15 protein-coding genes are annotated in these 19,905 nt (G+C 65.8%); 11 read left to right on the top strand and 4 right to left on the bottom strand.

Going from position 1 to position 19,905, the window contains the following annotated elements; all coding sequences use genetic code 11:
* Positions 1-26 precede the first annotated feature (26 nt).
* From tkt to XH92_RS05775, 8 genes are all read left to right on the top strand, one after another.
* Positions 27-2,009: a transketolase gene (tkt, locus tag XH92_RS05810; protein ID WP_194458386.1), complete on the top strand. Its 1,983-nt coding sequence runs from the start codon at positions 27-29 to the stop codon at positions 2,007-2,009.
* Positions 2,010-2,172: 163 nt separating this feature from the next.
* Positions 2,173-3,180 carry a type I glyceraldehyde-3-phosphate dehydrogenase gene (gene gap / locus XH92_RS05805; protein WP_194458385.1) on the top strand — a complete coding sequence of 336 codons (1,008 nt, stop codon included), beginning with the start codon at positions 2,173-2,175 and terminating at the stop codon, positions 3,178-3,180.
* Positions 3,181-3,325: 145 nt separating this feature from the next.
* Positions 3,326-4,522 (top strand): phosphoglycerate kinase, encoded by a 1,197-nt coding sequence (gene pgk, locus XH92_RS05800; RefSeq protein ID WP_194458384.1) that lies wholly within the window; start codon positions 3,326-3,328, stop codon positions 4,520-4,522.
* Between the two features lie 158 nt (positions 4,523-4,680).
* Positions 4,681-5,748 (top strand): class II fructose-bisphosphate aldolase, encoded by a 1,068-nt coding sequence (gene fba / locus XH92_RS05795; RefSeq protein WP_194458383.1) that lies wholly within the window; start codon positions 4,681-4,683, stop codon positions 5,746-5,748.
* A gap of 190 nt (positions 5,749-5,938) precedes the next feature.
* Positions 5,939-6,964, top strand: coding sequence for a class I fructose-bisphosphate aldolase (locus tag XH92_RS05790; RefSeq protein ID WP_194458382.1), 1,026 nt, complete (start codon positions 5,939-5,941; stop codon positions 6,962-6,964).
* On the top strand, positions 6,965-7,627 hold the full coding sequence (locus XH92_RS05785) for a thiamine phosphate synthase (protein WP_194458381.1): 663 nt from the start codon (positions 6,965-6,967) through the stop codon (positions 7,625-7,627).
* 7 nt (positions 7,628-7,634) lie between these two features.
* On the top strand, positions 7,635-8,711 hold the full coding sequence (locus XH92_RS05780) for a tetratricopeptide repeat protein (protein ID WP_194458380.1): 1,077 nt from the start codon (positions 7,635-7,637) through the stop codon (positions 8,709-8,711).
* A 233-nt stretch (positions 8,712-8,944) separates the two neighbouring features.
* On the top strand, positions 8,945-9,739 hold the full coding sequence (locus XH92_RS05775) for an inositol monophosphatase family protein (protein ID WP_194458379.1): 795 nt from the start codon (positions 8,945-8,947) through the stop codon (positions 9,737-9,739).
* Between the two features lie 14 nt (positions 9,740-9,753).
* On the opposite strand, the gene XH92_RS05770 is transcribed toward XH92_RS05775, so the two are convergent.
* The 3 genes from XH92_RS05770 to XH92_RS05760 form a co-directional block, all read right to left on the bottom strand.
* Complete coding sequence (locus XH92_RS05770; protein ID WP_194458378.1) at positions 9,754-10,890, bottom strand: AAA family ATPase; 1,137 nt, start codon at positions 10,888-10,890, stop codon at positions 9,754-9,756.
* Between the two features lie 116 nt (positions 10,891-11,006).
* The gene (locus tag XH92_RS05765) at positions 11,007-14,162 is read right to left on the bottom strand and encodes a multidrug efflux RND transporter permease subunit (protein WP_194458377.1); all 3,156 of its coding nucleotides are present in this window, start codon (positions 14,160-14,162) and stop codon (positions 11,007-11,009) included.
* Between the two features lie 6 nt (positions 14,163-14,168).
* A complete protein-coding gene (locus tag XH92_RS05760) occupies positions 14,169-15,371 on the bottom strand; it encodes an efflux RND transporter periplasmic adaptor subunit (protein ID WP_194458376.1) in 1,203 nt (400 codons plus the stop codon).
* Positions 15,372-15,908: 537 nt separating this feature from the next.
* On the opposite strand from XH92_RS05760, the gene XH92_RS05755 reads away from it, so the two are divergent.
* The 3 genes from XH92_RS05755 to XH92_RS05745 all read left to right on the top strand — a co-directional run bounded on the left by XH92_RS05755 (position 15,909) and on the right by XH92_RS05745 (position 18,449).
* Positions 15,909-16,907, top strand: a complete 999-nt coding sequence (locus XH92_RS05755; RefSeq protein ID WP_194458375.1) for a flagellar motor protein MotA — start codon at positions 15,909-15,911, stop codon at positions 16,905-16,907.
* Between the two features lie 15 nt (positions 16,908-16,922).
* Positions 16,923-17,294: a VOC family protein gene (locus tag XH92_RS05750; RefSeq protein ID WP_194458374.1), complete on the top strand. Its 372-nt coding sequence runs from the start codon at positions 16,923-16,925 to the stop codon at positions 17,292-17,294.
* Positions 17,295-17,420: 126 nt separating this feature from the next.
* Positions 17,421-18,449 carry a peptidoglycan -binding protein gene (locus XH92_RS05745; protein WP_194458373.1) on the top strand — a complete coding sequence of 343 codons (1,029 nt, stop codon included), beginning with the start codon at positions 17,421-17,423 and terminating at the stop codon, positions 18,447-18,449.
* Positions 18,450-18,814: 365 nt separating this feature from the next.
* On the opposite strand, the gene XH92_RS05740 is transcribed toward XH92_RS05745, so the two are convergent.
* Entirely contained in the window at positions 18,815-19,807 is a 993-nt protein-coding gene (locus tag XH92_RS05740) for an aldo/keto reductase (RefSeq protein WP_194458372.1), read from the bottom strand.
* Positions 19,808-19,905: the final 98 nt, after the last annotated feature.

The raw sequence follows: 19,905 nt of genomic DNA, 5'->3' as shown, positions 1-19,905 counted from the left end.
TCCTCATTCCAGGCGGACTTTTCATCATGACGCAGGTCGATCACACCCGTATGGCCAATGCGATCCGTGGCCTTGCCATGGACGCCGTCGAGAAGGCGAATTCCGGCCATCCCGGCCTGCCGATGGGCGCCGCCGAGATCGCGACCGTGCTGTTCACGAAATTTCTGAAATTCGATGCCGCCGACACGGCGTGGCCCGATCGCGACCGCTTCGTGCTGTCGGCCGGCCACGGCTCGATGCTGCTCTATGCGTTGCTGTACCTCACCGGCAACAAGGACATGACGCTCGACCAGCTCAAGCATTTCCGCCAGCTCGGATCGCTGACGCCGGGACACCCCGAGAACTTCCACACCAAGGGCATCGAGACCACCACCGGTCCGCTCGGCCAGGGCATTGCGACCGCGGTCGGCATGGCGCTCGCCGAGAAGATGCTCGCCGCCGAGTTCGGCAAGAAGATCGTCAACCACCATACCTATGTGCTCGCCTCCGACGGCGACCTTATGGAAGGCATCTCGCAGGAAGCGATCGCGCTCGCCGGTGTCTGGCGGCTCAACAAGATGATCGTGCTGTACGACGACAACGGCATCTCGATCGACGGCCCGACCTCGATCTCCGACTCGGTCGATCAGGTGAAGCGCTTCAAGTCCGCCGGCTGGGCCGCCGAATTGATCGACGGCCATGATCCGCAGGCGATTGCCGCTGCGATCACCCGCGCGCAGAAGTCCAGCAAGCCGACGATGATCGCCTGCAAGACCACGATCGGTTACGGCGCGCCGACCAGGGCCGGCACCGCCAAGGCGCACGGCGAAGCGCTCGGCGCCGCTGAGCTCAAGGGCGCCAAGGAAAAGCTCGGCATCTCGCTCGAGCCGTTCTCGGTGCCCGACGACGTGCTGAAGGCCTGGCGCGAGGCAGGTGCCCGCGGCGCCGCCGAGCACAAGGCATGGGACGAGCAGTTCGCGCAGCTCGGCAACCGCAAGCGCGCCGAATTCGAGCGCCGGATCCGTCACGAGCGGCCGCAGTCGCTCGCCAAGGGTCTGCGCGCCTTCAAGAAGGGCCTGCTGGAAAACCCGCTCAACGTCGCGACCCGCAAATCGTCGGAAGCTGCGATCGAGGTGATTGCGGCTGCGATGCCGATGGAGTTCGTGGCCGGCTCCGCCGACCTCACCGGCTCCAACAACAACAAGGCCAAGTCGGCGACGGCGTTCGGCGCCAAGACGCCGAAGGGCCGCTTCATCCACTACGGAATCCGCGAGCACGGCATGGCGGCGTGCCTCAACGGCATCTTCCTGCATGGCGGCTTCGCGCCGAACGGCGCCACCTTCCTGGTGTTCACCGATTATGCGCGCCCCGCGATGCGGCTGTCGGCGCTGATGGGCACCGGCGTCGTCTATGTCATGACCCACGACTCGATCGGCCTCGGCGAGGACGGCCCGACCCACCAGCCGGTCGAGCACCTCTCCGCGCTGCGCGCGATCCCCAACATGCGCGTGTTCCGTCCCTGCGACGCGGTCGAGACCGCCGAGTGCTGGGAACTCGCGCTCAACCGCGTGGACGGCCCGACGGTGCTGGCGCTGACCCGCCAGAACCTGCCGCAGCTCCGCACCACGGCGCCGAACGACAACCCGTGCAGCCACGGCGCCTACGAGCTGGTCGCCGCCCAAGGCGACGCAAAAGTGTCATTGTTCGCCACCGGTTCCGAAGTCCAGATCGCGGTCGAGGCGCAGAAGCAGCTTGCCGGACGCGGCATCGCGACGCGGGTCGTCTCAGTCCCGTCGCTGGAATTGCTGCTGGCGCAGCCCGCCGAGCGGCAAAAGGCCATTATCGGCAATGCTCCGGTCAAGATCGCGATCGAGGCCGCGGTGCGCTGGGGCTGGGATGCCGTGATCGGCCATGACGGCGAATTCATCGGCATGCACGGATTCGGCGCCAGCGCCCCGGCGAAGGACCTTTTCCCGCATTTCGGCATTACTGCAGAGGCTGTCGTTAACGCTGCCCTGAAGCGCGTCTGACGCTGGCCTGACACCCGCCGGTCGAAGGTTGAGCTTGCCGCGAAAAAGGATTACCAAAGCTCCATCTTTTCCGCTCGCGTCCGGCTGAACCGGGCGTTCCGCCGTAAAACCCTCGTGGGACACCTCCCGCGGGGCCGGCAGCAGCTTTTAGAGGAGACACAGCATGGCAATCCGCGTCGCGATCAACGGGTTTGGACGCATCGGCCGCAATGTGTTGCGCGCCATCGCCGAGTCCGGCCGCAAGGACATCGAGGTGGTCGGTATCAACGACCTCGGCCCGGTCGAGACCAACGCGCACCTGCTGCGCTTCGATTCCGTGCACGGCCGCTTTCCGGGCACCGTGACCGTCGACGGCGACTCGATCAGCCTCGGCGACAACAAGATCAAGGTCTCGGCCGAGCGCGATCCCTCCAAGCTGCCGTGGAAGGCCCTCGGCGTCGACATTGCGCTGGAATGCACCGGCATCTTCACCGCCAAGGACAAGGCCTCCGCGCACCTCACCGCCGGCGCCAAGCGCGTGCTGGTCTCGGCCCCGGCCGATGGCGCTGACGCCACCATCGTCTACGGCGTCAACCATGACACGCTGAACAAGGATCAGCTCGTCGTCTCCAACGGCTCCTGCACCACCAACTGCCTGGCGCCGGTTGCCAAGGTGTTGAACGAGACGGTCGGCATCGAAACCGGCTTCATGACCACGATCCACGCCTATACCGGCGACCAGCCGACGCTCGACACCCTGCACAAGGACCTCTATCGCGGCCGCGCCGCGGCGATGTCGATGATCCCGACCTCGACCGGTGCGGCGAAGGCCATCGGCCTGGTGCTGCCGGAGCTGAAGGGCAAGCTCGACGGCGTCTCGATCCGGGTGCCGACCCCGAACGTCTCGGTGATCGACCTCAAGATCGTCGCCAAGCGCGCCACCGACGCCAAGGAAATCAACGAGGCGATGAAGCGCGCCTCCGAGCAGCAGCTCAAGGGCATCCTGGGCTTTACCACCGCGCCGAACGTCTCGATCGACTTCAACCACGATCCGCATTCGGCCACCTTCCACATGGACCAGACCAAGGTGCAGAACGGCACGCTGGTGCGCGTGATGGCCTGGTACGACAATGAGTGGGGCTTCTCGAACCGCATGGCCGACACCGCCGTCGCGATCGGCAAGCTGATTTAAGTTCGACTGTTCGTGATGCCCGGCCCCCAAAGCCGGGCATCTGCGTGTTTGCCCCTCGCATTCGCGGCCCCAACGGCCGCGACATCGGCAAGCGAAAGCGACGCCGTCCGCCGGACGGCTGTGTCCGGCCGCACAGGAAACGCTCATGACCAAATCGTTCCGCACCCTCGACGACGTCAACGTGAAGGGCAAGCGCGTGCTGCTGCGCGTCGACCTCAACGTCCCCATGGAAGGCGGCCGCGTCACCGACGCCACACGGCTCGAGCGCGTCGCGCCCACCATCACTGAAATCTCCGACAAGGGCGGCAAGGTGATCCTGCTCGCCCATTTCGGCCGGCCCAAGGGACGCGACGCCAAGGAGTCGCTGAAGCCGGTCGCCGAGGCGCTGTCGAAGGTGATCAAGCGCCCGGTCGCGTTCGCCGAGGATTGCATCGGCGAGCCCGCAGCCAACGCGGTCGCTGCCCTCAAGGATGGTGACATCCTCTGTCTGGAAAACACCCGTTTTCACAAGGAGGAAGAAAAGAACGACGCCGGCTTCGTCGCTGAATTGGCAAAGCTCGGCGACATCTGGGTCAACGACGCCTTCTCCGCCGCGCATCGCGCGCACGCCTCGACCGAAGGCCTCGGCCACAAGCTGCCGGCCTATGCCGGCCGCACCATGCAGGCCGAGCTCGACGCGCTCGGCAAGGCGCTGGAAGCCCCGACCAAGCCTGTCATCGCGATCATCGGCGGCGCCAAGGTCTCGACCAAGATCGACCTGTTGGAAAACCTCGTGAACAAGGTCGACGCGCTGGTGATCGGCGGCGGCATGGCCAACACCTTCCTGCACGCGCAGGGCGTCGCGGTCGGCAAGTCGCTCGCCGAAAAGGACCTCGCCGCGACCGCGCTGCGGATCATGGAGAAGGCCAACGCGGCCAATTGCGCGATCATCCTGCCGGTTGACGCCGTGGTCGCCAACCAGTTCGCCGCCAATGCGCCGTCGCATGCCTACGGCCTCGACGCGATCCCGGCCGACGGCATGATCCTCGACGTCGGCCCGCAATCGATCGCGCGCATCCATGCCGCGATCGACGACGCCGCGACGCTGGTCTGGAACGGACCGCTCGGCGCCTTCGAGCTGACGCCGTTCGACCGCGGCACCGTGGTTTCGGCCAAGCATGCCGCCGAGCGCACCCGGGCCAAGAAGCTGATCTCGGTCGCCGGCGGCGGCGATACCGTCGCGGCGCTCAACCAGGCGGGCGTGGCCGGTGATTTTTCCTACGTCTCGACCGCGGGCGGCGCGTTTCTTGAATGGATGGAAGGCAAGCCGCTGCCGGGCGTCGAAGTACTGAAAAACCGTTGATCCACAGCATGATCCGGACCCGGAGGGCCGCGCTAGCGCAAAGTGCGAAGTGGTTTTCCGAAAAGATCATGCTCAAACAATGAGCAAAAGCGCGATGAAAATCGATCTGAGCTCATCGCGCTTCAAATCCGCGAACACGTACACCAGGGAGAAATGGAATGGCTCGCATCACGTTGCGGCAACTGCTCGACCACGCGGCCGAGCATGATTACGGCGTACCTGCCTTCAACATCAACAACATGGAGCAGGCGCTGTCGATCATGGCGGCGGCCTCCGAGGTCGATGCGCCCGTCATCATCCAGGCCTCGCGCGGCGCGCGGTCCTACGCCAACGACGTCATGCTCAAGCACATGATGGACGCCGTCACCGAGATCTACCCGCAGATCCCGGTCTGCGTGCATCTCGACCACGGCAACGAACCCGCGACCTGCATGACCGCGATCCAGGCCGGCTTCACCTCGGTCATGATGGACGGCTCGCTGAAGGCCGACGGCAAGACCCCCGGCGACTGGGACTACAATGTCGGCGTCACCAGGACCGTGACCGGCATGGCCCATCTCGGCGGCATCTCGGTGGAAGGCGAGCTCGGCGTGCTCGGCTCGCTCGAGACCGGCATGGGCGACAAGGAAGACGGCCATGGCGCCGAGGGCAAGCTGTCGCATGACCAGCTGCTGACCAATCCGGATGAAGCCGTAAAGTTCGTCAAGGAGACCAGGGTCGACGCGCTCGCGATCGCGATGGGCACCTCGCACGGTGCCTACAAGTTCACCCGCAAGCCGGACGGCGACATCCTCGCCATGAACGTGATCGAGGAGATCCATCGCAAGCTGCCGAACACGCATCTCGTGATGCACGGCTCCTCGTCGGTGCCGCAGGAGCTGCAGGAGATCATCAACGCCAATGGCGGTAAGATGAAGCCGACCTGGGGCGTGCCGGTCGCCGAGATCCAGCGCGGCATCAAGAACGGCGTGCGCAAGATCAACATCGACACCGACAACCGGATGGCGATGACCGGTCAGATCCGCAAGGTGCTGAAGGACAATCCGGAAGAGTTCGATCCGCGCAAGTACCTGAAGCCCGCAATGGACGCGATGACCAAGCTGTGCAAACAGCGCCTGCAGGAATTCAACACCGCGGGCCAGGCCAGCAAGATCAAGAAGGTGCTGACCACGGCCGAAATGGCCAAGCGCTACGCCGCGGGCGAGCTCGACCCCAAGGTTGCCTGAGAGATCGCCTGACAATTTCTCGCCTGAATCATTAAGGCGGGACACCGGTTCTGACGCAGTTGGAAACGGTGTCCCGCGGGCTTGATCGCCGGCTGCGGCAAACACCGCCCGCGACGAACGTTTTCTAGGCATTTGCCCGAGAACCGCCTATTTTGGTTTGCAAAGGCAATGGCCCTGGAGGACGTTCCCGATGAACCTCGCTGACCTCAACAAAGTTGCGCTTGCCATGGTCACCCCGGGCAAGGGCATCCTCGCCGCCGACGAATCCTCCGGCACGATCAAGAAGCGTTTCGACGCCATCAAGGTCGATTCGACCGAAGACAATCGCCGCGACTATCGCGAGATGCTGTTCCGCTCGCAGGAGGCGATGAGCAAGTACATCTCCGGCGTCATCCTCTACGACGAGACGATCTGGCAGAATGCCAAGGACGGTACGCCGCTGGTCAAGCTGATCGAGCAGGCCGGCAGCATCCCCGGCATCAAGGTCGACGAGGGCACCCAGGCGCTGCCGAACTGCCCGGGCGAACTCGTCACCGTCGGCCTCGACAAGCTCGCCGAGCGGCTGAAGAAATATTACGAGCGCGGTGCGCGCTTTGCGAAGTGGCGCGCGGTGATCGATATCGGGCCGCGAATCCCGACCCAGACCGCGGTCCGCGTCAACGCCCATGCGCTGGCGCGCTACGCCGCGTTGTGCCAGGCCGCGCAGATCGTGCCGATCGTCGAACCGGAAGTGCTGATGGACGGCGATCACGACATCGACCGCTGCTATGAGGTGACGCAGCGCGTGCTGAACCGCACCTTCCAGGAGTTGCGGGTGCAGCGCGTCGCGCTGGAAGGCATGATCCTGAAGCCGAACATGGCCATATCAGGCAAGAAATGCCCGAAGCAGGCGTCGGTCCAGGAAGTCGCCGAGAAGACCATCCGCCTGCTCAAGAGCTGCGTGCCGGCCGCGGTGCCCGGCATCGCCTTCCTCTCCGGCGGACAGAGCGACGAGGAGGCGACCGCGCATCTCGATGCCATGAACAAGATCGGTCACCTGCCCTGGCGGCTGACCTTCTCCTATGGCCGCGCGCTGCAGGCCGCGCCGCAGAAGGCATGGTCCGGCAAGCCCGACAACGTCCCCGCGGGCCAGCGCGCCTTCTCGCATCGCGCCCGGATGAACGGGCTCGCGAGCACCGGCAATTGGGAAGCCGGCCTCGAAAAACAGGCGGCATAGTTGGCCACCAAGCCCGTTCCGCCGCGGCCGGCGCCGCGCCTCTATCTGGCAACTCCACCGGTCGACGAGCCCGCGCGGCTTGCGGCCGAGCTTGCCGATCTGCTTGCCGCGGCCGACGTCGCGGCCGTTCTGGTGCGGCTGCGCGAGAGCGATCCGCGCAGCATGATCTCCACCATCAAGGCGCTGGCACCCGCGATCCAGAACGCGGGCGCGGCGCTGCTGATCGACGGCCATCCCGACATCGTGGCCCGCGCCGGCGCCGACGGCGCACACCTGACCGGCATCGCCGCGATGGCAGAGGCGATGCCTTCGCTGAAGCCCGACCGCATCGCAGGCGTCGGCGGCCTGGCGACACGCCACGATTCGATGGCCGCGGGCGAAGCCGGCGCCGACTATGTGCTGTTCGGCGAGCCCGACGCCAAGGGAGCGCGGCCCTCGCTCGAGGCGATCGCCGAGCGGCTGGAATGGTGGGACGAATTGTTCGAGCCGCCCTGCGTCGGCTTTGCGACCTCGCGCGAGGAAGCCGAGGCGTTCGCCGCGGCCGGCGCGGATTTCGTGCTGGTCGGAGATTTCATCTGGTCCGATCCGCGCGGTGCTAAGCAGGCGCTCGTCGAGATCGGCGAAGCGATTGCGCATGCCGGCAAGGCCAAGGCCGAGGGATGACGCCGGAATGAAATGCCTGCGTCCGATAGGTGTTGCGCTCGGCTGCACGATGCTGGCGAGCGGCGCGATGGCGCAGCTCTCGATCACGCCGCCGGCACAGACGCCGCCTGCGAAGAAGGAGGCGCCGAAGCCGAAGGTGCATTCGCCGGTCGCGAAGAAGCCGACGCCCAAGCCCGCTGCCTCGGCGACGCCGAAGCCTGCCGCATCTCCGACGCCCTCGCCGACCCCGACGCCTGATGATCCCAATGTCGATCTCGTCTACGGCGCCTATCAGCGCGGCATGTACAAGACCGCGTTCGACCTCGCGATCGCGCGCGCGCAGAACAACAACGATGCCAAGGCGATGACGATGCTGGGCGAGCTCTATGCCAACGGGCTCGGGGTCAAGCGCGACTACGCCAAGGCCGACGACTGGTACAAGCGTGCGTCCGATGCCGGCGACCGCGAGGCGATGTTCGCGCTGGCGATGATGAAGATCGCGGGCCGCGGCGGCGCGGTGGACAAGGACGGCGCGGTCAAGCTGCTGGCCTCGTCGGCCAAGCTCGGCGAACCCAAGGCGGCCTATAACCTCGCGCTGCTCTATCTCGACGGCCAGACCCTGCCGCAGGACCTCAAGCGCTCCGCCGAGCTGTTGCGGATGGCCGCGGACGCCGGCAGCCCGGAGGCGCAATACGCGCTCGCGACCTTCTACAAGGAAGGCACCGGCGTGCCGAAGGACCTCGAAAAGGCCTCCCGGCTGCTGCAGGCCGCCTCGCTGGCCGACAATGTCGATGCCGAGGTCGAATATGCCATCGCGCTCTATAACGGCGCCGGCACGCCGCGGAACGTGCCGGCGGCGGTGGCGCTGCTGCGCAAGGCGGCCCGGCAGAACAGCCCGATCGCGCAAAACCGCCTCGCCCATGTGCTGGCGACCGGCGCCGGCGCCCCGGTCGACAAGGTCGAGGCGCTGAAATGGCACACCGTCGCCAAGACCGCCGGCAAGGGCGACCCCGATCTCGACGACATCCTCGCCGATATGAGCCCGGAAGACCGCGCCAAGGGCGAGGCAGCCGTGCGGAAATGGATCGGAAACAACGTCAAATGACGCCTTGACGGCGCCCCTTCCAGAGGGCACCCAGTCCGGAAATCCGGTGCGGCCATGCCGTTCCCTCCTGACCCGTCATCCTGAGGAGCGCGAAGCGCGTCTCGAAGGATGAACGGCCCGGTCCGGGGCCGTGCACCCTTCGAGGCTCGCTCCGCTCGCACCTCAGGATGACGGACTGAGATTTGCGGGCGCCGCCTTATCGACTTTCACATTCTCGGGTCACAGTTCTCATCATGCTCTACTCCGCCCTCATCAATGTCATGGTCAAGGCCGCGCGGCGCGCCGGCCGCAGCCTCAAGCGCGACCTCGGCGAGATCGAGCACCTCCAGGTGTCGCTGAAGGGGCCGGCGAACTTCGTCTCGCTCGCCGACAAGCGCGCCGAGGAGATGCTCTACACCGACCTCGAGAAGGCCCGGCCCGGTTACGGGTTCCTCGGCGAGGAAGGCGGCAAGCGCGAAGGCTCTGACAAGACCCACACCTGGATCGTCGATCCCTTGGACGGCACCACCAATTTCCTGCACGGCATCCCGCAATTCGCGATCTCGATCGGACTCTTGCGCGAGGACACCGTGATCGCGGGCGTGATCTACAATCCCGCCAATGACGAGCTCTACATCGCCGAGCGCGGCAAGGGCGCGTTCCTCAACGACCAGCGGCTGCGCGTCGCCGGCCGCCGCCAGCTCAACGAATGCGTGGTCGCCTGCGGCCTGCCGCATATCGGCCGCGGCAACCACCAACTGGCGCTGCAGGAGATGGCCGCGCTGCAGAGCAAGGTCGCGGGCTTCCGCCGCTTCGGCGCCGCCTCGCTCGATCTCGCCTTCGTCGCCGCCGGCCGGCTCGACGGCTATTGGGAGCGCAACCTGCAGGCCTGGGACGTCGCGGCCGGCTTGCTCATGGTCCGCGAAGCCGGCGGCACCGTCTCCGGCATCCAGGGCAACGACGACCCGCTGCAGACCGGTCATGTCGTCTGCGGCAACGAGTTCGTGCACGGCGAGCTGATCAAGATCCTGAAGCCGCTCGGGCAATAGCGCGACGGCGCGATCTAATCGTCGTCGTCATCATCTTCGTCGTCCTCGCCATCACGGAATTCACCGCCGAGCGTCAGGCCCTCGATGGCCGTCGCGCCCTTCGCCTTGATCACCCGGCGCAGCGGCACCGAGCTCTCGGTTCGCAACGCCGCCATCAGCTGCTCCGAATGGGTGACGATCCAGACGTCGGCGCGGCGCGACGCCTTGGCGATCAGCCGGGCCAACGGCGCCAGCAGCGACGGATGCAGGCTGGTCTCGGGTTCGTTCAGCGCGATGAACGGCGGCAGCCGATAGCCCATGAACACGGCGAGCAGGCAGATATATTTCAGCGTGCCGTCGGATAGCTCGTGCGCCTTGAACGCACGCGGCATGTCCGCCTGCTGCAGCTCGAACTCGCACCGCCCGTTTTCTTCCCATGCCCGGAGCTCGGCACCCGGGAATGCATCCTCGATCGCATCCTGCAGATCGGCCGCATCCTGCCTGATCGCGCTGAGCGTTGCCAAAGCGGCGGCCAGATCGCTGCCATCAGCGCTCAGCGACGGCGTCGTGATCGCAAGACAAGGCTTGCGGATCGGTGACGCCGGATCGGTGCGAAAATCGTGATAGAAGCGCCAGCTCTGCAACGCGTTCCTGATCAGGCCGACTTCGGGACATGTCTGGCCGTCGAGGAAATCGGCGAGCGCGGTTTCCGACGGCAGCACCGCATTCTTGTGCTCGCTCCAGGCGCCGCTCTCGCCGCGGACGCTGACGTGTGAATTGGTCCGCTCCATCATCAGGACTTTGCGCTTGCCGTGGATCGTCTCGATACGTTCGGACTTGATCATCGGCTCGCCGGGAAACGCCGCCTCGACCGGGCCGGGATGTCCGAGCTCGATCGCGTAATTGACGTGTTCGAACCTGACCGCCAGCCGCAGCCGTCCATCCTCGCCGCGCTTGCGAAGCCCCGACCAGCAGACCGAGTTCAATCCACCCTCGTCGGCGATCGTGCGCGTGATCCGGCCCGTCGCCGCGTCGCGCAGCAGCGACAGGGACTTGTAGAGATTGGATTTGCCGACGCCGTTCTCGCCGACGAAGACGGACAGCGGTTGAATGGGCATATAGAGCCGCCGAATGGAGCGATAATTCGAGATCGCAATATCGGTCGGCCGCATCACATGCTCTCAATCCCAGGGTTACCCAAACGCTCCCCGTTCAATCCAGGGCTGCAATCTGGATTGGCCGGCCTGCGAAAGCAAGCTTCCGATCGGATCGGCGTCGATCCCGGACATCAGTGACTGATCCTCGCCGGCGCAGGCGGGCCGTAAACTTCCGGCTTCTCGACCTTCTCCCGGTCACCCGCCAGCACGCGCTGCACGCTGACGAAGAACACCGGCACCAGCAGCAGCGCGAGGATCACGACGGCGATCATGCCGCCCATCACGCTCGTGCCGAGCGCCTGCTGGCTGGCGCCGCCGGCGCCGGTCGCGATCGCCATCGGCAGCACGCCGCAGACGAAGGCGAGACCGGTCATCAGGATCGGGCGGAATCGGAGGCTGCACGCCTCGATGGTCGCCTCGACCAGCGGCTTGCCCTGCGCGCGCAAATCCTTGGCGAACTCGATGATCAGGATCGCGTCCTTGGCGGCAAGGCCGATGATGGTGATCAGGCCGACGGTGAAATAGACGTCATTGGATAGGCCGCGCATCGTCGCCGCCACCACGGCGCCGAGAATGCCGAGCGGAATGGTGAGCAGCACCGCGAGCGGAATGGTCCAGCTCTCATAGAGCGCCGCGAGCAAGAGGAACACCACCAGCACCGACAGCGCGAGCAGGAACGGCGCCTGCGAACCCGACAGCTTCTCCTGCAGCGACTGGCCGGTCCACTCATAGCCGAAGCCGCGCGGCAGCTTGTCGGCGAGCCGCTCCATCTCGGCGATCGCATCGCCCGAAGTGAAGCCCGGCTTCGCCTCACCGGAGATACGCACCGCCGGATAGTAGTTGAAGCCCGCGATTTGCGTCGGCCCCTTCGACCATTCGATGGTAGCGAAGGCCGAGAACGGCACCAGCTGGCCGCGGCTGTTCTTGACGTTGTAATTGAGGATGTCGTCCGCGTTCATGCGGCTGGTCTTGTCGGCCTGCACGATGACGCGCTGCATCCGCCCGCGGTTCGGGAAGTCGTTGATGTAGTTCGAGCCGAGATTGGTCGAGATCGTGTTGTTGATGTCCTCGAAGGTGAGGCCGAACGCGCCCGCCTTCTCGCGGTCGATCATCAGATTGACCTGCGGCGCCGGCGGCAGGCCTTCGACATAGACCTTCTGCAACACGGGACTGGCATTGGCCTCGGCGATCAGGCGGTCGGACGCCGCGATCAGCGCCGCATAGCCCTTCTGGCCGCGGTCCTGCAGGCGGAACGAGAAGCCCGAGGAGTTGCCAAGGTTGTCGATCGGCGGCGGCTGCAACGCCGAGATCCTGGCGTCACGGATCGACGACGACAGGTCGCGGTTGATGTCCGCGACGATGGCGGCGGCCGAATCCTTCGCGCCGCGCTCCGACCAGTCCTTCAGCGTGATGAACGCCTGCGCGGTGTTCATGCCCTGGCCGAGGAAGCTGAAGCCGGTGAGGAACGTGACGTTCTCGATACCGGCGCGATCCTTCAGGTACTTCTCGACCTGCTCGACCGCGGCCTCGGTGCGCGCATAGGACGACTCCGACGGCGTCTGCACGTCGGTCGTGATGAAGCCCTGGTCGTCGACCGGCAGGAAGCCGCCGGGCAGCCGCACGAAGCCGTAGGCGACGCCCGCGAACAGCACGAGATAGATCAGCATCAGGCGGCCGGTGCGCTTCAGCCCGGCCTGCACCGTGCTGACATAGCCGGCGCGGCCAGAGTCGAGCACGCGGTTGAACCAGCCGAACACGCCCTTGCGGGCATGGCCGTGGCCCTTCTCGACCGGCTTGAGCAGCGTCGCGCAGAGCGCCGGCGTCAGCGACAGCGCGAGCAGCGCCGAGAACGCGATCGCCGCCACCATGGTGACCGAGAACTGGCGGTAGATGATGCCGACCGAGCCGGGGAAGAACGCCATCGGCACGAACACCGCCATCAGCACCAGCGTGATGCCGATGATGGCGCCAGTGATCTGCGACATCGCCTTCTTGGTGGCTTCCTTCGGCGGCAGGCCCTCTTCGGCCATGATGCGCTCGACGTTCTCGACCACGACGATGGCATCGTCGACCAGGATGCCGACCGCCAGCACCATGCCGAACATGGTCAGCATGTTGATCGAGAAGCCCGCGACCATCAGCGTGGCGCAGGCGCCGAGCAGCGCCACCGGAACCACGATGGTCGGAATGATGGTGTAGCGGATGTTCTGCAGGAACAGGAACATCACGATGAACACCAGCACCACCGCCTCGACCAGCGTCATCAGGACCTTCTCGATCGAGGCCTTGACGACGGGCGTGATGTTGTAAGGAATCTCGTAGGAGATATTGGCCGGGAAGAAGCGCGACAGCTCCTTCATCTTGGCTTCGACCGCGCTCGCGGTCGCCAGCGCATTGCCCTTCGGCGACAGCAGCACCGAGAGGCCGGCGGTCGGCTTGCCGTTCAGGCGCGTGTTGAACTGGTAGCTGAGGCCGCCGATCTCGATCCGCGCGACGTCGCGCAGACGAACCGTCGAGCCGTCGGCATTGGCGCGCAGGATGATCGCGCCGAACTCGTCCGGCGAGGACAGCTGGCCCTTCACGAGCACCTGCGCGGAGATCTTCTGCGTGTCGGTGCTCGGCTCGGCGCCGATGCTGCCGGAGGCGACCTGGGCGTTCTGCGCCGTGATCGCCCGGTTGACGTCGTCGGCCGACAGGCCGAAGCCGACCAGCTTGGCCGGATCGATCCAGATGCGCAGCGAACGTTCGGTCGAATACAGCGTGGCGCGGCCGACGCCGGGGATGCGGCGTACTTCGCCCAGCACGTTGCGGATCATGAAGTCGCCGAGGCCCACTTCATCCAGCGAGCCGTCGGTCGAGTTCAGCGTGATGATCTGCAGCACCGCGGAGGAAGCTTCCTCGACCAGGATGCCCTGCTGGATCACGGCGCGCGGCAGCCGCGCCTCGACGCGCTTGAGGCGGTTCTGCACCTCGACCGAGGCCTGGCTGGTGTCGGTGCCGGGCTTGAAGTTGGCTATGATCTCGACTTGGCCGAGCGAGTCGGAGGTCGATTCGAAGTTCAGGATGTTGGCGGCGCCGTTGAGCTCCTCCTCGATCAGCCGCGTGACGCTGTTATAGAGGTTCTCGGGCGAAGCGCCGGGATAGCTCGTCGAGATCGAGATCGAGGGCGGCGCGATGATCGGGTACTGCGCGACCGCGAGCAGCGGAATCGAGATCGCGCCGACGAGACAGATGAACAGCGCGACGACCCAGGCGAAGATCGGCCTGTCGATGAAGAAGCTCGGCATGTCGGATCACCGCACCGCGTGCGCGGTCTGCTGCGAATCCGATGCGGCAGCAGCGTCGATCTCACGCCAGGCCAGCGGCCGAACCTTGTCGCCGGCGGCGAATTTCTGGAACCCCTCGACGACCACCTTGTCGCCGGCCTTGAGGCCTTCGGTCACGAACCACTGGCCGCCCTGCAGCGAGCCGGTGCGCACCGGCTGCACCGCGACGTGATTGTCGTCCTTGACGACGAACACCTCGCTGCCGCCGCCGCCATTGCGCTGGATCGCCTGCTGCGGCACCGCGATCGCATCACTGTCGATGCCCTGCTCGATCTGCACGCGGACATACATGCCCGGCAGCAGGATGCGATGCGGGTTCGGGAACTCGCCGCGCAGGGTCACCTGCCCGGTATAGGCGTCGACCTTGGCGTCGGAGAACAGCAGCTTGCCCGGCAACGGATAGATCGAGCCATCGTCGAGCACGAGACGCACCTTCATCGCGTCGGGCGCGATGCGGTCGAGGTCGCCGCTCTCGAAGGCGCGGCGGAGCTGGTTCATCTCGGTCACCGACTGCTGGAAGTCGGCGTAGATCGGATCGAGCTGCTGGATGGTCGCAAGGCTCGCGGAGTCGTTCTGCACGACGAGCGCGCCCTCGCTGATGACAGCGGCACCGATGGTGCCGTCGATCGGCGCGCGGATCGTCGCGTAATCCAGGTTGAGCTTGGCACGCGCGACGTCGGCCTCGCGGCCCTGCACGTCGGCTTCGGCCTGCTTCAGGTTGGCGATCGCCTTCTCGTTCTCGGCCTCGGAGGTCGCGCGCTGGTGGGTGAGGGTCGCGATACGACGGGCCTGCAGCGAGGTCTGCTCCAGCACCGCCTTGGCGCGTGACAGCGCCGCCTCGGTGGACTGCACTTCGACTTCGAACGGGCGCGGATCGATCTGGTACAGGGGATCGCCGGTCTTCACCTCGCTGCCCTGATGGAACATGCGGTTGACGACGATGCCCGAGACGCGCGGGCGCACCTCGGAGACGCGGGTCGGCGCGATGCGGCCCGGCAGCTCACGCACCATTGCGCGCGCCTGCTGCTTCACGGTGACGACACTGACGTCCGGCTCGGGTGCTTGTACGGCGGCGGTTGCGGTGGTCGGCTCGTCGCAGCCAGCAAGCAGTGGCGCCGTCACGGCCAGCATCAGAGCAATGCATGCCGATTGCGCGCGAAGTCCAGACATTGAGATGATCGCCCCTGTGGGTTGGAATAAACGAATGGCGGCGTCACACCGACACCGCGCCTGTCTCCAAAAATAAATCTCGCTTGCTGCGACGCAATGCGTTTGTCGGGCGGCTCAATGTCACACAAACCTATCGCACTGATTTCGCGGCATGTTTTGCCGACTCACCGGATTGTGAGCGGGTTCCATCGCAGGCTGTGGGAATGCATTAAGAACTGCGCGAGCGGGAATATGCACTTTGCCTGCGCAGGAATGTCGCAGATTGCAAGCTCGTCATGCGCGGCCCGCGAATCGCCGATCGCGGCGTGGCTCGCCCAGCGATGCGTGCAACCCGCGTTCGTCTCGCGACCCGCGCGTGGGATTGGCACCTTCTGAACAGGCTGATGCGCCAAAGCGCCGGAATGCTGCGCAAAGCGGCAACACTGGACCCGCTCTCAACCCAAGGTTCTGCCATCCGCCCTTGGATTCGGCTTTCCTCACTCCGCCGCTGTGCCATATTGCTGGCAGATGCGGCCTTCGCGAACGGATGACCCGGCAATGCCCCCTTCCCGATCCGAGATGGAGATCGAACTGAGCAAGCTGTCCTCGCCCAGGATCTTCCTGGTGCGGATGCTGGTCTTCCTGGTGCTCTGCGGCCTGGTCGGGGTCGTGCTGTACAAGCAGATCGTCACCGCCTTCTTCGCCAATCCCGGGCTGAACGCCCTGATCGGCGCCGTGCTGCTGATCGGCATCATCCTGGCATTCCGCCAGGTGATCCGGCTCTATCCCGAGGTCGCCTGGGTCAACAATTTCCGCATCGCCGATCCGGGCCTTGCGATCGAGCGCCGCCCGACGCTGCTTGCCCCGATGGCGGCAATCCTCGGCGGCGAGCGCACCGGGCGGATGTCGATCTCGCAACAGACCATGCGGCATCTGCTCGATTCGATCGCAACCCGCCTCGATGAAGCCCGCGACATCTCGCGCTACATGACCGGCCTGTTGGTGTTCCTCGGCCTGCTCGGCACCTTCTGGGGCCTGATCGAGACGGTAGGCTCGGTCGGCAAGGTGATCGACGGGCTCAAGGTCGGCGGCGACGCCGGCGCGCTGTTCGATACGCTGAAGGAGGGCCTTGCCGCCCCGCTCGGCGGCATGGGCATTTCGTTCTCGTCCTCGCTGTTCGGCCTCGCCGGCTCGCTGATCCTCGGCTTTCTCGACCTGCAATCGAGCCAGGCCCAGAACCGCTTCTACACCGACCTCGAGGACTGGCTCGCCACCACCGTGCGCGGCATCTCCGGCGAGGGTGTCGGCAGCGGCGGCGCCGACCTGCAGGGCGCGATCGACCGGCTGCGCGCCACCTTCGAGGAAGGCGGCGCCGGCGGCGGCGGCCGCAGCACCACGGCGGCGATGGCCAATCTTGCCGAGGCGATCCAGGGGCTGGTTGCGCATATGCGCACCGAGCAGCAGATGATCCGCGAATGGGCCGACGGCCAGGGCGAGCAGAACCGCGAGATCAAGCGGCTGCTCGAGCGCCTCGCCCGCCAGCCCGAGAAGAGTTGAGCCACGGAGGCCGGCGTGCTGGACCACGTGACCATCGGCATCCGCGATATCGAGCAGTCGAAGGCGTTCTACGATCAGGCGCTGCGCGCGCTCGGCATTGTCAGACTCTATGCCGAGGGCACCGATTTCGCGGGCTATGGCGTCCGTCCGAAGGCCTTCTTCTGGATCGGAATGCGCGAGACCCCGCAGAGCGGCGCGCACGTTGCCTTCACTGCGGCAGATCGTGTCACGGTCGATCGCTTCTACGCGGACGCGATCAAGGCCGGCGGCAAGGACAACGGACCGCCCGGCCTGCGGCCGCACTATCACGCGAACTATTATGGCGCCTTCGTCCTCGATCCCGACGGCCACAACATCGAGGCCGTCTGTCATGCGCCGCAAGACTGACTCCGTCAGAGCCTTTTCCGCTCCGATGAAATCGGAGCGGGGCTCTGGAATATTGTTTTGACGCGTTTTCTCCATGCGAACCGGTGTCCACTTCGCTTGAAAACGCTCTAGAAGAAGGGAAACCGAATGGCCCTCGCCCGCTCGCGCCGCAGCGAATCCGGCTTCAACTACTGGCCCGGCTTTGTCGACGCATTGTCGACGCTGGTGCTGTCGATCGTGTTCCTGCTGTCGGTGTTCCTGGTCGTGCAGTTCTTCCTGTCGCAGGAAGTCACCGGCAAGGACAAGGCGCTGGAACAGCTCACCGCCAAGATCGCCCAGCTCAACGACCTGCTGTCGCTGGAGAAGCTCTCCAAGCTGACGCTCGACGACCAGGTGTCGCAGCTGCGCGCCGGCCTCGCCTCAGCGGAGGGCGAGCGCGATCGCATGAAGGGGCTCTATGAGGGGCTCGCCAATTCCGGCAACGACGCGCAGGGCCGCGCCAACGAGCTCAACAAGGCGCTGGACTCCGAGAAGGCCGTGTCGTCGCGCGCGCTGGCGCAGATCGAGGTGCTGAACCAGCAGATCAGCGCGCTGCGCCGCCAGCTCGCCGCACTGGAAGAGGCGCTCGACGCCTCGGAGAAGCGCGACAAGGATTCGCAGAGCCGGATCGCCGATCTCGGCCAGCGCCTCAACGTCGCGCTGGCGCAACGGGTGCAGGAATTGTCGAAGTACCGCTCGGAGTTCTTCGGCCGGCTGCGCGCGATCCTCGGCAACCGCCCCGATATCCGCATTGTCGGCGACCGCTTCGTGTTCCAGTCCGAAGTTTTCTTCGATACCGGCCAGGCGACGCTGCTGCCGGAAGGCAAGACCGAGCTCGATACGGTCGCCAGCGCGCTGATCGACCTCGACAAGCAGATCCCGGCCGAGATCGCCTGGGTGCTCCGCGTCGACGGTCACACCGACGTGCGACCGATCAACAGCCCGCTGTTCAAGTCGAACTGGGAACTGTCCTCGGCGCGCGCGATCTCGGTGGTGCAGTATCTGGTCTCGCTCGGCGTGCCGGCGCAGCGCCTGGTCGCCGCCGGCTTCGCCGAATTCCAGCCGCTCGACACCGCACAGACCGAAGAGGCCTACAAGCGCAACCGCCGCATCGAGCTGAAGCTGACGGAACGCTGATCGGCTCCCAACGTCGCGCAGCAGCGAGCATTTGGGGTAATAGATCCTGGCTTTCGCCAGGACGACGATGAGGTTGATCACGCAGCAGTGGCACGCGCGCGCGTGAGGGAGCCGACGGCGGTAGGGTTCCCTCCCCCCTTGCGGGGGAGGGTTAGGGAGAGGGGTGCCACACGACGCTCCCTCTCCGTATCGTCACGGAGACAAGCGAACAAGTTGCGAGAGCGATGCTCATCGATCATCTCGCCCGGGGCCACCCCTCTCCCCACCCTCTCCCGCAAGGGGAGAGGGAGCCTGAGGGGCGTGCTCACCTCACCCACAATTGCGGGGGCTCGTAAAACACGACCTCGCATTGACGTACTCCTCCCTCAGCGACCGACCATCCCGAGCAATTGCTCCGGGTAGCGCGCGCCCTGCACCTCGACGGCGGTGACGGCCTTGGCGATGGCGGCGAGATCGGCGGAGCTCAGCTCGATCAGCGCGGCGCCGATGTTTTCCTCGAGCCGATTGAGCTTCGTGGTGCCCGGGATCGGCACGATCCACGGCTTCTGCGCCAGCAGCCAGGCCAGCGCGATCTGGGCGACCGTCGCGCCCTTGCCGGCGGCGATCCGGCCGAGCTGATCGACCAGCGCCTGATTGGCACGGCGGGCTTCCGGCGTGAAGCGCGGCACGAGGTTGCGGAAGTCGTCGCTGGCGAAGGTCGTGGACGCGCTGATCGCACCCGTGAGAAAGCCGCGGCCGAGCGGACTGTACGCGACGAAGCCGATGCCGAGCTCTTCGAGCAGCGGCAGGATCTCCGCCTCCACCCCGCGCTCCCACAACGAATATTCGCTCTGCAACGCCGTGACCTTCTGCACCGCATGGGCGCGGCGGATGGTCTGTGCTCCGGCCTCCGACAGGCCGAAATGGCGGACCTTGCCAGCGGCGATCAGGTCCTTCACGGCGCCGGCGACATCCTCAATCGGCACGCTGGGATCGACCCGGTGCTGATAGAACAGATCGATGACGTCGATCTTGAGCCGCTTCAGCGAAGCGTCCGCGACCGCCTTGATGTGCTCGGGCCGGCTGTTCAGCGAGCGGTGCCGCTCGGCCATGGAGCCGATGTCGAAGCCGAACTTGGTGGCGATCACGACGTCGTTGCGAACGCCTGCCAGCGCCTCGCCGACCAGTTCCTCGTTGACGAAGGGACCGTAGACTTCCGCAGTATCGAAGAAGGTGATGCCACGCTCGACGGCCCCCCGCAGCAGCGCGATGCCTGCGGCTTTCTCGACCGCCGGGCCATAGGCGAAGCTGAGGCCCATGCAGCCCAGGCCGATCGCCGATACCTCCAGATTGCTGTCACCGAGTTTACGCTTCTGCATGAAGTCTCTCCGCATCAAGGACTGGAACCTGCCGCTGCGGGATTTAGGGCGTGCACGCCTGCGCCATTAGACGTAAAAATCGGGATGGACTTATGAGC

Origin of the sequence: Bradyrhizobium sp. CCBAU 53421, from assembly GCF_015291625.1 — a bacterium.
Lineage (GTDB): Bacteria > Pseudomonadota > Alphaproteobacteria > Rhizobiales > Xanthobacteraceae > Bradyrhizobium.
This window is presented reverse-complemented; position numbering and strand designations above follow the sequence as displayed.